16 protein-coding genes and 1 tRNA gene are annotated in these 13218 nt (G+C 69.1%); 7 read left to right on the top strand and 10 right to left on the bottom strand.

The annotated features are described in order from the left end of the window. Positions 1-13 precede the first annotated feature (13 nt). The gene (locus ACIBQ8_RS37540) at positions 14-649 is read left to right on the top strand and encodes a site-specific integrase (protein WP_397194424.1); all 636 of its coding nucleotides are present in this window, start codon (positions 14-16) and stop codon (positions 647-649) included. A 61-nt stretch (positions 650-710) separates the two neighbouring features. On the opposite strand, the gene ACIBQ8_RS37535 is transcribed toward ACIBQ8_RS37540, so the two are convergent. Together ACIBQ8_RS37535 and rlmB are read right to left on the bottom strand one after the other, a co-directional pair. Continuing rightward, a tRNA-Thr gene (locus ACIBQ8_RS37535) sits at positions 711-783 on the bottom strand. Positions 784-803: 20 nt separating this feature from the next. Then, positions 804-1775, bottom strand: coding sequence for a 23S rRNA (guanosine(2251)-2'-O)-methyltransferase RlmB (gene rlmB / locus ACIBQ8_RS37530; protein WP_397173418.1), 972 nt, complete (start codon positions 1773-1775; stop codon positions 804-806). A gap of 877 nt (positions 1776-2652) precedes the next feature. Between rlmB and ACIBQ8_RS37525 the strand changes: the two genes are divergently transcribed. Beyond that, entirely contained in the window at positions 2653-3375 is a 723-nt protein-coding gene (locus ACIBQ8_RS37525; protein ID WP_397194423.1) for a class I SAM-dependent DNA methyltransferase, read from the top strand. Positions 3376-3496: 121 nt separating this feature from the next. Next, on the top strand, positions 3497-3829 hold the full coding sequence (locus ACIBQ8_RS37520; RefSeq protein WP_397194422.1) for an NIPSNAP family protein: 333 nt from the start codon (positions 3497-3499) through the stop codon (positions 3827-3829). A gap of 46 nt (positions 3830-3875) precedes the next feature. Here the strand turns inward: ACIBQ8_RS37520 and cysS are convergent, their stop codons facing one another. Together cysS and ACIBQ8_RS37510 are read right to left on the bottom strand one after the other, a co-directional pair. Then, positions 3876-5267, bottom strand: a complete 1392-nt coding sequence (gene cysS, locus ACIBQ8_RS37515; protein WP_397194421.1) for a cysteine--tRNA ligase — start codon at positions 5265-5267, stop codon at positions 3876-3878. Between the two features lie 43 nt (positions 5268-5310). Then, the gene (locus ACIBQ8_RS37510) at positions 5311-5697 is read right to left on the bottom strand and encodes a PPOX class F420-dependent oxidoreductase (protein WP_397194420.1); all 387 of its coding nucleotides are present in this window, start codon (positions 5695-5697) and stop codon (positions 5311-5313) included. Positions 5698-5756: 59 nt separating this feature from the next. On the opposite strand from ACIBQ8_RS37510, the gene ACIBQ8_RS37505 reads away from it, so the two are divergent. Beyond that, a complete protein-coding gene (locus ACIBQ8_RS37505; protein ID WP_397194419.1) occupies positions 5757-6773 on the top strand; it encodes a DUF2637 domain-containing protein in 1017 nt (338 codons plus the stop codon). A gap of 103 nt (positions 6774-6876) precedes the next feature. On the opposite strand, the gene ACIBQ8_RS37500 is transcribed toward ACIBQ8_RS37505, so the two are convergent. The 4 genes from ACIBQ8_RS37500 to ACIBQ8_RS37485 all read right to left on the bottom strand — a co-directional run bounded on the left by ACIBQ8_RS37500 (position 6877) and on the right by ACIBQ8_RS37485 (position 8693). Continuing rightward, the gene (locus tag ACIBQ8_RS37500; protein WP_352322341.1) at positions 6877-7146 is read right to left on the bottom strand and encodes a GlsB/YeaQ/YmgE family stress response membrane protein; all 270 of its coding nucleotides are present in this window, start codon (positions 7144-7146) and stop codon (positions 6877-6879) included. A gap of 98 nt (positions 7147-7244) precedes the next feature. After that, positions 7245-7535: a GlsB/YeaQ/YmgE family stress response membrane protein gene (locus tag ACIBQ8_RS37495; protein WP_352322343.1), complete on the bottom strand. Its 291-nt coding sequence runs from the start codon at positions 7533-7535 to the stop codon at positions 7245-7247. Positions 7536-7722: 187 nt separating this feature from the next. Continuing rightward, a complete protein-coding gene (gene ispF / locus ACIBQ8_RS37490; protein ID WP_397173406.1) occupies positions 7723-8193 on the bottom strand; it encodes a 2-C-methyl-D-erythritol 2,4-cyclodiphosphate synthase in 471 nt (156 codons plus the stop codon). Between the two features lie 17 nt (positions 8194-8210). Further along, positions 8211-8693, bottom strand: coding sequence for a CarD family transcriptional regulator (locus ACIBQ8_RS37485; protein WP_043624891.1), 483 nt, complete (start codon positions 8691-8693; stop codon positions 8211-8213). Between the two features lie 251 nt (positions 8694-8944). On the opposite strand from ACIBQ8_RS37485, the gene ACIBQ8_RS37480 reads away from it, so the two are divergent. Next, positions 8945-9526: a copper chaperone PCu(A)C gene (locus tag ACIBQ8_RS37480; RefSeq protein ID WP_397173404.1), complete on the top strand. Its 582-nt coding sequence runs from the start codon at positions 8945-8947 to the stop codon at positions 9524-9526. 55 nt (positions 9527-9581) lie between these two features. On the opposite strand, the gene ACIBQ8_RS37475 is transcribed toward ACIBQ8_RS37480, so the two are convergent. Both ACIBQ8_RS37475 and ACIBQ8_RS37470 read right to left on the bottom strand, forming a co-directional pair. Further along, on the bottom strand, positions 9582-10274 hold the full coding sequence (locus ACIBQ8_RS37475; RefSeq protein WP_195898926.1) for a response regulator transcription factor: 693 nt from the start codon (positions 10272-10274) through the stop codon (positions 9582-9584). Then, positions 10271-11443, bottom strand: coding sequence for a sensor histidine kinase (locus ACIBQ8_RS37470; protein WP_397194463.1), 1173 nt, complete (start codon positions 11441-11443; stop codon positions 10271-10273). Before ACIBQ8_RS37470 ends, ACIBQ8_RS37475 begins: the two co-directional genes overlap by 4 nt. Positions 11444-11575: 132 nt before the next feature. Between ACIBQ8_RS37470 and phoU the strand changes: the two genes are divergently transcribed. Together phoU and ACIBQ8_RS37460 are read left to right on the top strand one after the other, a co-directional pair. After that, positions 11576-12220: a phosphate signaling complex protein PhoU gene (gene phoU / locus ACIBQ8_RS37465; protein ID WP_397173402.1), complete on the top strand. Its 645-nt coding sequence runs from the start codon at positions 11576-11578 to the stop codon at positions 12218-12220. Between the two features lie 256 nt (positions 12221-12476). Next, positions 12477-13214, top strand: a complete 738-nt coding sequence (locus ACIBQ8_RS37460; RefSeq protein ID WP_397194418.1) for an SAM-dependent methyltransferase — start codon at positions 12477-12479, stop codon at positions 13212-13214. The last annotated feature ends 4 nt before the right edge of the window (positions 13215-13218 follow it).

Here is a 13218-nt window from a genome sequence, read left to right as displayed (position 1 = left end):
AGCCGATCACCGCATGGGCGTCCTCGTCCTCCTGGCCCTCGTCTTCGGACTGCGTCGCGGCGAAGCACTCGGACTCATGTGGAACGCCTTCGACCCGGATGCCCGCACCCTTCGCGTCACCCACTCCGTCAAACGACTCAAGAACCGCGACCCGAACGCCACCACCAAGACCCGCATCGTGATCAGCGAACTCAAGACCAGGCGATCACGCCGTATCCTCTGCCTCACTCCCGAGCTGGTCGAGGCGATCAAACGGCACAAGGCCGCGCACAACCAGGAACGTCTCAAGGCCGGCGAGAGCTGGACAGAGCACGGGCTGATGTTCCCAACAGCTTTCGGCAACCCGTCCGACCCGGACACCTTCTCGCACCTGTTCTCCCGGCTGGCCAGGAAAGCGGGCCTCGGCCACTGGCACCCCCACGAGCTTCGCCACTCCGGCGCATCGCTCATGCTCGCCCAAGGCACACCGCTGCACGTCGTGTCCGAAGTCCTCGACCACGCCAGCATCTCGATCACCAAGGACGTCTACGGCCACCTGCTGGAGGGCGACCGGCGCGCGGCCACGGAGGCCATCTCCAGCGCCCTCCTGGGCGGACAGGCCCCGGTGGCTCCCAAGGTGGCTCCCAAAGACACCGAAGACACCGGTTGAAGATCGGAAAGCAGAAGGCCCCTGACGGCGTAATGCCTGCTCAGGGGCCTTTCGCTCGCAGAGCCGACGAGGGGAATCGAACCCCTGACCTTCTGTTTACAAGACAGATGCTCTGCCGATTGAGCTACGTCGGCACGGCCTACCAGTGTAGACGCTAGCGGCGCCTGTGACGAGCGACCTCGTACAGAGCCACACCGGCGGCGACCCCCGCGTTGAGGGATTCCGCGGCGGCCTGCATGGGGATGCGGACGACCACGTCACACTGCTCTCGGACCAACCGGCCGAGGCCCTTCCCTTCGGAGCCCACCACGACCACCAGCGGCTCGGCGAGGAGGTCGGCGTCACCGATGTCGATCTTGCCGGCGCCGTCGAGGCCGACGATGAAGAGGCCGGCTTCGCGGTATTCGCGGAGGGCGGCCGTCAGGTTGGAGGCGCGGGCGACGCGCAGCGTGGCGAGCGTGCCGGCTGAGGTCTTCCAGGCGCCACCCGTCACCCCGGCCGAGCGGCGGGACGGGATGAGCAGGCCATGCGCCCCGAACGCGGTGGCGGAACGGGCGATGGCGCCCAGGTTGCGCGGGTCGGTGACCGAGTCGAGCGCCACGATCAGCGGGACCTCGGCCGCGTCGTGGGCCAGTTCGACCAGCTCGGACGGGTGCGCATAGTCGTAGGCGGGGATCTGGAGCGCGATGCCCTGGTGGACCACGCCCTCCGTCATGCGGTCGAGCTTGTCGCGGGTGACTTCGAGCAGCGCGATGCCGCGCTCCGCCGCGATCTTGATGGAGTCGCGTACGCGGTCGTCGTTCTCGACGCGCTGGGCTACGTAGAGGGCGTTGGCGGGGACCCCTGCCTGCAGGGCCTCCAGCACCGGGTTACGGCCGCCGATGTATTCGGGGGCGTCCTCGGAACGCTTCTGCCGGGCCGGGCCGCTGCCCGGACGGCGCGACTCGCCGCCGCGATCCTCCCTGGCGATGCGCTCGGACCTGGCCTTGTCCTTGTACCAGTGGCGCATCTCGGCAGGCGGCGTCGCGCCCCTGCCCTCGAGCGACCGGCGCTTCTGGCCCCCGGTGCCCTTGGAGGGGCCCTTCTTCTTCGCGGGCCTGCCCGATGCCCTACCGCCTGCTGCCATGCCATCAAGGGTATCGGCCCGCCGACCCACCCGATCCCGCCGGGCAATCCCCCACCCGATCCCGCCAAGAAGCACGAATCCGACCACGCGACAGAGGTCCGCTTCCAGAAAGGACGTGTCCGGGTCACGCGGCAGAGGTCCGATTCGCAGGGAGGACTTCTCCGTATGACGCGGCAGAGCTGCCATCCGCCGGTAGCTCCCAACCGGTCACGACTCCCAACCCCCCAGAACAGGAAGACCGATCGAGCCTCCAGGGAGGCGCAATCCAGCCCCACCGCAAACCCTCAGCCGTCGGAGGACCAGGAGTCACACGGTAGGTGCCCTTCCTCTGGGTAAGGCCAATCCGGTCACGCCGTAGAAGACGCAGTCTAGGAAGAGCGGCCGCAGGAACAGCGGTCCCCAGAAAGAGCGATCCGTGGAAGAGCGATCCCTAGAGAAGCGGACCCAGGAGGGCCGGCTCTGAAGATCGGCCCAAAACAACGGTCCCTGGAAAGCCGCCCGACGGGCGCGCGGCCAGCCCCTGGAAGAACGGTAGAGCGCGATCGTAAGAAAACCTGCATGCCCATGGCAGAGACGCTGCAGGAGGACAAGGCACATGCCTTCTACGGCCAGCCAGCACACCCATCGAGCCGTCTGCCTCACCCTGGCGCGCACGTAGCGCCCCGCTCACAGCCCCAGCGCGGCGTCTCGCGCAAGCACCTCACCACAAAGGCTTCACTCACCCCATCGGGCCGCACGCGGAACGGCGGCCCCGCATCGCGTCGACCGCCTGCACGCACACCTGCCCTCTCCCAGCACAGCCTCCCAAACACAACGCAAAAGGCGTCCACCTCCCTACGCCCCCAGACAACCCCAAGGCCAGTTACCGTCCATGGCCATGACTGAGTCCGCCTACCTCGACGCCACCCGAACGGCCTATGACACCGTCGCCCCCGAATACGCCGACCTACTCCGGGACGAACTCGACACCAAGCCCCTGGACCGGGCCATGCTGGGCGCGTTCGCCGAGCTCGTACAGGGCGCGAATGCCGGAGAGGTGGCTGACCTGGGCTGCGGGCCGGGCCGCGTCACCGCCCACCTCCACGCCCTCGGCGTGAACGCCTTCGGCATCGACCTGTCGCCAAGGATGATCGACGTCGCCCGTCAGAGCCACCCCGGCCTCCGCTTCGAAGTGGGCTCAATGACGGCGCTGGACCTGGCGGACGCGTCCCTGGTCGGCGCCGTCGCGTGGTACTCCACCGTGCACACCCCGCCAGAGCTCCTTCCGACGGTGTTCGCCGAGATCCACCGGGTGCTGGCGCCGGGCGGCCACCTGCTGATCGCGTTCAAGGTCGGCGACGAACGCCGCCACCTCAGCCAGGGCTACGGCCACAAGCTGTCGCTGGACGTCTACTGGACTCCCCCGGAGCACATCGCCGACCTCCTCGCCAAGGCCGGACTGTCCCTGGACGCCCAGCTCATCCGCGAACCCGACGAGAGCGAGAGACCCCGCTCAGGCCGGCAGGCCTTCCTCCTGGCCCACAAATCCACCCACAAACCCACCGACAAGCCGACGGACAAGCCAACGGACAAGCCGGAAAACCCAAACTCCAGCTCCTAAGCCCCACCCTCGAACAAGAGCCCCGAAACAGAACTCCCACTGACGGAGGATGTCAGCGATCAAGGGCTAACGTGCCAGCCACCCACCACTTCCCCGAACGCCGCCCCGAAGGAGCACCCGCATGATCCTGGAAATCCGTACCTACCGCCTCAAACCCGGCACCCGCGAAGACTTCGTCCGGATCATGCGCGAAGAAGCCCTCCCCCTCCTGGCGAAGGCCGACATCGACGTCGTCAGCAGCGGCGCCTCCCTCGTGGACGAGGACGGCCACGAAGAGGCGTACCTCATCCGCGCGTTCCCCTCGAAAGAGACCCGCGACGAGCAGGAGGACGCCTTCTATTCCAGCCCCGAATGGCACCAGGGCCCGCGCGAGGGCATCGTCTCGCGCATCGACGGCTACCACACGATCGTGATCGAGACCACCGACGCCGCCGTCACGGCCCTCCGCGCCTGACGGCGGACGCGAAAGGCGCCCGCCGCCGCCAAACCCGGATGGAAGGTCAGCGGGCCAGTTCCCAGCGGGCGCCGTGCGGCGTGTCCTCGACCGTGATGCCCGCCGCGGCGAGCTGGTCGCGGATCGCGTCAGCAGCCGCGTAGTCCTTACGGGCCCGCGCGGCCTTGCGCTGCTCCAGGGCCACCGCCACGAGCGCGTCGACCACCGGCGACAGGTCCGAGCCGCCCCCGCGCCACTGCGGCGATCGAGGGTCGAGGCCCAGCACGTCGAGCATGTTCTGGGTCTCGGCGAGGAGCCGCGCGATGGCCTCCTTGTCGCCCCGCGACAGCGCCACGTTGCCCTCGCGCACCACCTCGTGCACCACGGCGAGCGCCTGCGGCGTGCCGAGGTCGTCGTCGAGCGCGTCGGCGAACGCCTGCGGAAGGGGCGCGTCGGCGTCGACGTCGTGGATCACCTCGGCGGCGCGGGTGACGAAGCCTTCGATCCGCTGGTAGGCCGCCGCCGCCTCCAGCAGCGCCTCCTCGGAGTACTCGATCGAGGAACGGTAGTGCGGCGCGGCCAGGTAGTAGCGCAGCTCCACCGGACGCACCTTCTGCACCATCTCGGGGATCAGCAGCGAGTTGCCGAGCGACTTGCTCATCTTCTCGGCGCCGATCTTGAGCATGCCGTTGTGCATCCAGTAGCGGGCGAAGCCGTCGCCGGCGGCCTGCGACTGGGCGATCTCGTTCTCGTGGTGAGGGAAGATCAGGTCGATGCCGCCGCCGTGGATGTCGAACGTCGGCCCGAGGTACTTGGTGGCCATCGCCGAGCACTCCAGGTGCCAGCCGGGACGCCCGAGCCCCCACGGCGTGGGCCAGGTCGGCTCGCCCGGCTTGGCGCCCTTCCACAGGGCGAAGTCGCGCGGGTCGCGCTTGAGCGACTCGTCGTCGGTGTCGCCCGCCCCCCGCATGTTCTCCAGCTTCTGGTTGGAGAGCTTGCCGTAGTGGTCGGCATAGGACTGGACGCTGAAGTAGACGTCGCCGCCCGAGGCGTAGGCGTGGCCGCGCTCGATCAGCCGCTCCATGAGCGTGATCATCTCGGGCACGTGGCCGGTCGCCCGCGGCTCGACGGTGGGCGGCAGGCAGCCGAGCGTGTCGTAGGCCCAGGTGAAGGCCCGCTGGTTGCGCTCGGCGATCACGAACCAGGGCACGTCCTCCGCGGCCGACACCCTGATGATCTTGTCATCGATGTCGGTGACGTTGCGGCAGAACGTCACGTCGTATCCGGAACGCGCGAGCCAACGCCTGAGCACGTCGAAGTTCACGCCTGAGCGGATGTGCCCGATGTGCGGAGGAGCCTGCACGGTGGCCCCACACAGGTAGATCGACGCCCGGCCGGCTTCGACCGGAACGAATTCACGGGTGGCGCGCGTGCTGGTGTCGTAGATGTGCAGGCTCACGAAGGCAAGGCTAACGCCTCGGGGGCTCTCGTAGGCCGATTACTCAGCCTCGCACCGTGACCTTGTCGGGACGGATCCGGATGATCAGACGCTCGGTCCCCGGCTTGTCCTCCCAAGGCCCGCCTATGTACTTGTGGGCCAGCTCCTGGATCAACGCGCCTTCCGGGTCCTCCTCGATCGTCACCCGGCCGCGCACCTCCACGTAGCGGTAGGGGTTGTCCGGGTCGATGACCAGCAGACTCGTCCGCGGGTCGCGCTCGAAATTGCGCGGCTTCACCCGCCCACGGACGGTCGAGAACAGGACGTCGCCGCCGTCCGTGCGCACCCACACCACGGTCGACTGCGGTCCGCCGTCAGGGTTGAGGCTGGTCACCGTCGCATGATTCGGGGCATCCAGGAGTTCGCGGGCTTCTTCCGGCAGCTCGGGCATGTGTCTCCCTCGATCGGTCGTGATCGCCATTCTTCTGTAGTCTCGAAGGCGCCATGGACGTGACTCCCCCCTCTACGCTCCGCCGCCTGGGCATCGCCCTGGCCGGGCTCGCGGTGGCCGCTCTGACCGGAGCCGCCTGCGCGCTGTCCTTCGACGATCTGCGCGCGCTGGCCGTCACCGGCGAGGCGCGGCAGGACCTCGCCTTCCTCTATCCGGCCGCCTTCGACGCGCTGCTCGTGGTCGCGCTGCTCGGCGTGCTGCTGCTGCGCCCCGCCCGGCCGCTGGTGCGGGCGCAGGCCGCCACCGTGCTGGTCCTGCTCATCGTGGCCGCCGCGGCGGCCAACGTGGCGACCGCGCTGCGGTTCACCTTCGACGCGCGCCAGGTGGCCGTGGGCGTGGCCCTGGCGCCCTGGGTCATGCTGGCCGTGGCCCTGTGGCTCTGGCTGCTGCTGATCAAGCACGTCCAGGCTCACCGGGGCGCGGCGCGCGAGGAGGAGGACGACGACGACTTCGTGCCCTTCCACCCGGGCCGCGCGGCCGACACGCCGCCGCCGCTCGTGACCGAGGCGCCCCCGCCCGTGCTGGAGTCCACACCGCTGGTGGGGCCCACGGCCGCGCCGGAGACGCCGCCGGTCCACGTGCCCGAGCGGCAGGCCGTACCGCAGGACCAAGCCCCGGACCCCGAGCCCGTACGAGCCCCTGACCCCGAACCGGACCCCGAGCCGGCCCCGGAACCCGAACCGGAACCGGAACCGGAGCCGGAGCCGGAGCCGGAACCGGAACCGGAACCAGAGCCAGAGCCCGAGCCGTTGAGGCGGCCGGTCCGGTGGGGCGACCGGGTGAAGCCGACCGACGTCCTGGTGCATCCCCGCACCGGCACCCGGCCCGCCGACACCCGCGACGTCGACACCCAGCCCGTCCCCGTCATCGAGGACGACCGCAGAGCCGCCGACGAGCCCAGGACGCCCCAGAGCGACTCTGAGGACACCGCACCCCACCCCGTGATCCACGAGGACACCCAGGCCCCGTCCGGCCGCCTGCGCAGCACTCCGCGCCCGCCGGACCCCGAGGAATAGCGGCCACGCCCCGAAGAAACGCGAGGAACACGAGAGGCCCGTCCGGGATGATCCCGGACGGGCCGTTTCGTGTGCGTCTATCTCGTCTACACCCCTGGTGCCGCTAGACCCTGGAGCCGCGGCGTAGGCCGGCGACCAGGCCGACACCGACGATCGCCAGGACGACCTGCATCACGAGCTCGATCCAGTCGATACCGGGGGTCGTCTCGACGCCGAGCACCTGGGCGATGAGGGTGCCCAGCAGGGCGGCGACGATGCCGACGACGATGGTGAGGATCCACCCGATGGCCTGCCTGCCGGGCAGCAGCAGGCGACCGATTGCGCCAATGACGGCGCCAATCACGATGGCGCCAAGGATGGACTGAATGGTCATGACACGAAACCTCCCCGTGAGAGTGAGCCGTTCACTCTCACGAGGAGCTTCGCTACCCGATCGCCGCCGATTATGCGCCGGCTTTACGAACGAGCAGGTCAGGTCGTGGTTCGACCGGTGCGTCCACCGCGTCCCCCCCAGCCCATCCGCGTCACGAGCAGCACGCCGACCACAGCCAGGACGAGCTGGAGTATGTGTTCGAGCCAGTCGATGCCCTTGGTGTCGGCCCAGCCGAACGCCTGCGCGATCAGGGTGCCGATCAGGGCGGCCACGATGCCCACGATGAGCGTCAGGCCGATGGACATGTTCTGCCTGCCAGGCACTATGAGCCGGGCCAGCGCACCGACGATGGCGCCGATGACTACTGCGGAAACGATCGCGCCGATCATGTGTGACTCCCCCCGAGACGTTCACATGTCTTAGATGGGGACATACCCGACACCTGGGGAAACTACCCCCTGAGGAAGGCGGCGGTCCGTACCGCGCCAGTGACGAACCGCCGCCCCCACAGTTGGCGGGTTCGGCGACGACCCGCCGGGACACCCTCACGCATCCCATACATAAGACGCTGAATGCCTACGAAAGGTTGACCACGACCGCCGTGGCGATGGCGGCGATCCCCTCGCCGCGCCCGGTGAGCCCGAGCCCGTCGGTGGTGGTCGCCGAGACGCTCACCGGCGCCCCCACGGCGCCACCGAGCGCCAGCTCGGCCTCGGTACGCCGAGGAGCCATCTTGGGACGGTTGCCGATCACCTGGACGGCCACGTTGCCGATCTCGAAGCCCGCCGCGCGCACCTGGCGGGCGGTCTCCTGCAGCAGGGTGACCCCGGAAGCCCCGGCCCAGCGTGGATCGGACGTGCCGAACAGGCCGCCCAGGTCGCCCAGGCCGGCCGCGGACAGCAGCGCGTCGCAGGCGGCATGCGCCGCGACGTCGCCGTCGGAATGACCGTCGAGCCCCAGCTCGGCCGGCCAGCGAAGGCCGGCGAGGCTGAGCTCACGCCCCGAGTCCGCCGAAGCGAACGGGTGGACGTCGACTCCGACGCCCACCCGTGGAAGATTCGTGTTCAGGAGTTGAGAACCTCGTCGAGCAGGGCCTCAGCCTTGTCCTCATTGGTCTTCTCGGCGAGCGCGAGCTCGCTGACGAGGATCTGACGAGCCTTCGCGAGCATGCGCTTCTCGCCCGCTGACAGGCCGCGCTCGCGGTCGCGACGCCACAGGTCGCGAACCACCTCCGCAACCTTGTTCACATCGCCGGAGGCGAGCTTCTCCAGATTGGCCTTGTAACGGCGCGACCAGTTGGTCGGCTCCTCCGTGTGCGGCATCCGAAGAACATCGAAAACCCGCTCAAGGCCTTCCTGGCCGACGACGTCGCGCACACCGACGAGTTCCGCGTTTTCTGCTGGCACCTGGACGGTAAGGTCGCCCTTGTCGACCTTGAGCACCAGGTAGGTCTTTTCCTCACCCTTGATGGATCGCTTCGTGATTGCTTCGATCCGAGCAGCCCCATGGTGGGGGTAGACGACAGTGTCGCCGACCTGGAAAGTCATGTGACAAGTACCCCTTCCGCTGTACTCCAGGGTACCACGCATCCACAGCCTCCCGGAACAGTGAAATCCTCATAACTGCAGGTCAAAGCCGCATATTGGGGCTTGACAAGTCCTCGACCGTATGAATCGCATTTCCGGACATAGCGAATGACCTGCAGGGGTGCGGATATGACCATGGATTCAGGTGGATATGGTAGGCGCTGCCCAACACCCCATGCGCCATACCGCGCAAGAGCAAGGAGAACCCGCACGTGACCAGCCGTCGCTGGATTGTCGTAGCCGCCGCGTTCTTGGCAGCCCCCGTGCTCGCGGGCTGCGGGGCAGGATTCGACGCCAACACCAACAAGCCGTACGCCCCGAACGAGGCGGTCGCACTCATCGACCAGGGTGCTTATGGCACGCGCGGCATTCACATCCCGCAGGCGTTCATCCTCGGCCCCGACTCCGGCGCCCAGCTCCCGTGGCGCGGTTCGGCCCCGATCTACCTGAACATCCTCAACACCGCGGGCGCCGCCGACACCCTCCAGGCCGTCTCCGCGGGGTCGGTCGGGTCCGTGAAGGTCGCCACGCCGATCCAGCTTCCCCCCAACCAGCTCGTCAACACCGGCAAGCCGCAGCCCCAGCTGATGCTGGAGAGCATCTCCACGAGCCTCAGAGGCGGCGAGAGCGTGCGTCTGGACCTCCAGTTCGCCAACGCCGGGACAGTGACCCTGACCGTCCCTGTGGTCACGCGCAGCCGTGAGTTCAAGGACTACCCCGCCGCCCCCAACGCCACCCCGGCTCCGACGCCCTCGGCGTCGGCCACCCCCACGGCCACCGAAGAGGCCCACTGACGGCATGAGAGAACCCTTGTTCTGGTACGAACCCACGTACCAGAACAAGGGTCGTTCACTCCTCGACGGCGTCGAACTTGTAGCCCAGGCCGCGCACGGTGAGGATGCAGCGCGGGTTCGACGGGTCCGCCTCGATCTTGGCCCGCAGGCGCTTGACGTGGACGTCGAGCGTCTTGGTGTCGCCCACGTAGTCGGCGCCCCAGACGCGGTCGATGAGCTGGCCGCGGGTGAGCACCCGGCCGGCGTTGCGCAGCAGCACCTCCAGCAGCTCGAACTCCTTCAGCGGCAGCTGCACCTGCTCGCCGCGCACCGCGACGACGTGGCGGTCGACGTCCATGCGCACCGGGCCGACGGCCAGGACGGCCGTCTCCAGCTCCTCCACCACGTCGCCCTGACGGCGCAGCACCGCGCGGATGCGGGCCACCAGCTCCCGTGAGGAGAACGGCTTGGTCACGTAGTCGTCGGCGCCCAGCTCCAGGCCCACGACCTTGTCGATCTCGCTGTCCTTGGCGGTCAGCATGATGACCGGCACCTTCGAGCGCTGCCGCAGCGAGCGGCACACCTCGGTGCCCGGCAGGCCGGGCAGCATCAGGTCGAGCAGCACGAGGTCCGCGCCGTTGCGGTCGAACGTGTCGAGCGCCTCGGGCCCGGTCGCCGCGACCGACACCTCGAAGCCCTCCTTGCGCAGCATGTAGGACAAGGCGTCGGAGAAGGACTCCTCATCCTCAACCACTAGAACTCTGGTCATTTTGCGGTCTCCAGGGGAATCGAGGGTGGTACTGCCACCGCCGTGCCGCCGAAGGCGGGCAGACGGAGGGTGAAGGTGGACCCGGAGCCTTCCTTGCTCCAGACGGACACCTCGCCCGCGTGGGCCGCGGCGACGTGCTTGACGATGGCCAGGCCGAGCCCGGTGCCGCCGGTCGCCCGTGACCTGGCCGCGTCGACGCGGAAGAAGCGCTCGAAGATGCGCTCCAGAGACTCCTCGGGGATGCCGATGCCCTGGTCGCTGACGCTGATCTCGACGGAGTCGCCGGCCGGGCGGACGCTGACCACGACCCGCGTGTGCTCGGGGCTGTAGGCGACGGCGTTGTCGATGAGGTTGCGCAGGGCGGTGACCAGCAGCTCGTCGTCGCCCCAGATGCGCAGGCCCTCGGTGCCGCCGGTGACCAGCGTGATGTCCTTGGCCACCGCCTTGGTGTTGCAGTGGTCGATGGCGTCGTGGATCGCCTCGTCGATGGCGACCTGGCCCGGGGTGGGGATGGGCTCGGCGCCCTGGATCCTGCTCAGCGTGATCAGGTCCTGGACCAGGTAGGTGAGCCGGGCGGCCTCGTGCTGCATGCGCCCGGCGAAGCGGGTGACCGCCTCGGGGTCGTCGGCGGCGTCCTGGATGGTCTCGGCCAGCAGGCTCAGCGCGCCCACGGGGGTCTTCAGCTCGTGGCTGACGTTGGCGACGAAGTCGCGCCGCACGGCCTCGACCCTGCGCCGCTCGGTCTGGTCCTCGGCCAGCACCAGCACCTGGCCGTAGGAGCCGAGGGGGGCGACGCGGACGGCGAAGTTCGTCGTCTCCTGGCCGAACTTGTGGCCGGCGACGTCGATCTCGCTCTCGCGGATCTCGCCGTCGCGGCGTACCTGTCTTGCCAGTGCGAGCAGCTCCGCGGCCATCAGCCTGTCGCCCTTGACCAGCCCGAACGCGCGCGCGGCCGAGCTGGCGCGCAGCACGCGGTCGTGCGCGTCGAGCACGACGGCGGACGAGGGGAGCACGGCGAGCACGGAGGCCACGCCCTGCGGCAGCGCCGCTCCGGTCTCGACGCCGTCGGCTGAATCGGTCCTCTTCGGAGCCTCGATCTGGTTCCGGTAGAACAGGACCGCCAGGGCTCCCACGACGAACCCGGCCAGGGCCGCGAAGCTCATGGCCATCTCACTCATGCCTTCGATGGTAGGTGGCGAAGCCCAAGGGACAGACCTCTCACCTGCGGATGAACGGCCCTTTCCTGGAAAGTTCATCTCGCAGTAGAGGTTCGTTCATCGAGTGGCACGTACGGTGACGACATGCGCGACGCGTACCATGAAGAACTTGATCTCCTGACGGGCAAGCTGGTCGAGATGACGAGGCTGGTCCGCTCGGCCATCTCCCGTGCCACCACGGCCCTCCTCGACGCCGACCTCCAGCTCGCCGAGAGCGTCATCTCCCGTGACCAGGAGGTGAACGCCATCTTCGCCGACATCGAGTCGTCGATCTTCGAGCTGATGGCCAGGCAGCAGCCGGTCGCGGTGGACCTGCGAATGGTCATCACGGCGCTGCGCATGGGCACCGACCTCGAACGCATGGGCGACCTCGCCGTCCATGTGGCCAAGGTGGCCCGCCTGCGGCACCCCGACTCGGCGATTCCGCCCGAGACGCGCTCGACCATCGTGGAAATGGGGCAGATCGCCGAGAACCTGGTCACCAAGGCCGGGAGCTGCGTGGCCTCCAGGGACGTGGAGTCGGCCCTCGAACTGGAGGAGGACGACGACGCGATGGACCGGCTGCACCGCCGGCTGTTCCGCAACATCCTGGCCAAGGACTGGAAGCACGGCGTGGAGCCGGCGATCGACATCACGCTGATCGGCCGGTACTACGAGCGGTACGCCGACCACGCGGTGCGAGTGGCGAGGGACGTCGTCTACCTGGTCACCGGCTCCCGTCCCAGCTGACGGCCTCCCGGAGGCGAGCTCTTCACCCGGACGCAGCGGGCGGCACCTGTCGGGGGGCCGCCCGCTTCGCATGTCCCCGGCCGGGCATGGGGCGGGAAACCGGCGGGACAAGCCGGCGGGACGAACCGGCGGGACGAACCCGCTGTGCAAACCGGCGGGACAAACTGCGGCGAGCAGCGACAGACGCCCGCCAACCGCCTCGTCTCCTGGTCAAAAGCGGATGCGGCGACGTCTCCGCATGTGGCACGCTCCGCCGGTGAATCGTGAACAGATCTCCCGGCTCGCCCACGCGGACCATCCGATCGCGGCTCCGCTCGACGACGACTCGGTGCGCCGCCTCCTCGACCGCGCCCTGCCCCAGGGCGACGCGCGCGTGCTCGACCTCGGCTGCGGCGGCGGGGAGTGGCTGCTGCGCGCGCTGGGCGCGCATCCCAAGCTGCAGGCGGAGGGCGTGGACATCGCCGAGGGCTCGCTGGCGCACGCGCGCGAGAGCGCGCAGGCGCTGGGCGTCCACGACAGGCTCGTCCTGCATCGTGCGGACGCCGCCGAGTTCACCTCCCCGCACGCGTTCGACCTGGTGATCAGCGTGGGGGCGACGCACGCGTTCGGCGGCCTGCTCCCCACGCTCGCGGCGGCGCGCGAGCACCTGGCCCCCGGCGGGCGCGTCCTGGTGGGCGACGGCTTCTGGGACCGGGAGCCGTCCGCGGAGGCGGTGGAGATGCTCGGCGAGCTCACTGACCTGCCGGCCCTGGTGGACCGCGTCACCGCCGACGGCTGGACGCCGGTGCAGGGCCACATCAGCACGCGCCAGGAGCTCGACGACTACGAATGGGCCTGGACGGGCTCGCTGGCGTCCTGGGCTCTGGACAACCCCGACCATCCGGACAGGAGCGAGGCCATCACGACGGCCGACGCCCACCGCGCCGAGTGGCTGCGCGTCTACCGGGACGTCTTCGGGTTCGTCACCCTCGTCCTGCGCCCGACGTCCGGCTGACGGG

The sequence above is a fragment of the Nonomuraea sp. NPDC049646 genome (assembly GCF_044465525.1).
Taxonomy (GTDB): Bacteria; Actinomycetota; Actinomycetes; order Streptosporangiales; family Streptosporangiaceae; genus Nonomuraea.
The sequence above is the reverse complement of the archived record's forward strand: the minus strand, read 5'-3'. Positions and strand labels throughout refer to the sequence as shown.

Excerpts from the sequence above, each read along its gene's own strand:
- phoU (WP_397173402.1), top strand. The coding sequence starts at position 11,576 with ATGCGCGACGCGTACCATGAAGAACTTGATCTCCTGACGGGCAAGCTG.
- ACIBQ8_RS37495 (WP_352322343.1), bottom strand. The coding sequence starts at position 7,535 with ATGATCGGCGCGATCGTTTCCGCAGTAGTCATCGGCGCCATCGTCGGT.
- ACIBQ8_RS37520 (WP_397194422.1), top strand. The coding sequence starts at position 3,497 with ATGATCCTGGAAATCCGTACCTACCGCCTCAAACCCGGCACCCGCGAA.
- ACIBQ8_RS37510 (WP_397194420.1), bottom strand. The coding sequence starts at position 5,697 with ATGCCCGAGCTGCCGGAAGAAGCCCGCGAACTCCTGGATGCCCCGAAT.
- ACIBQ8_RS37500 (WP_352322341.1), bottom strand. The coding sequence starts at position 7,146 with ATGACCATTCAGTCCATCCTTGGCGCCATCGTGATTGGCGCCGTCATT.
- ACIBQ8_RS37540 (WP_397194424.1), top strand. The coding sequence starts at position 14 with ATGGGCGTCCTCGTCCTCCTGGCCCTCGTCTTCGGACTGCGTCGCGGC.
- ACIBQ8_RS37485 (WP_043624891.1), bottom strand. The coding sequence starts at position 8,693 with ATGACTTTCCAGGTCGGCGACACTGTCGTCTACCCCCACCATGGGGCT.
- ACIBQ8_RS37475 (WP_195898926.1), bottom strand. The coding sequence starts at position 10,274 with ATGACCAGAGTTCTAGTGGTTGAGGATGAGGAGTCCTTCTCCGACGCC.
- ACIBQ8_RS37525 (WP_397194423.1), top strand. The coding sequence starts at position 2,653 with ATGACTGAGTCCGCCTACCTCGACGCCACCCGAACGGCCTATGACACC.
- rlmB (WP_397173418.1), bottom strand. The coding sequence starts at position 1,775 with ATGGCAGCAGGCGGTAGGGCATCGGGCAGGCCCGCGAAGAAGAAGGGC.
- ACIBQ8_RS37470 (WP_397194463.1), bottom strand. The coding sequence starts at position 11,443 with ATGGCCATGAGCTTCGCGGCCCTGGCCGGGTTCGTCGTGGGAGCCCTG.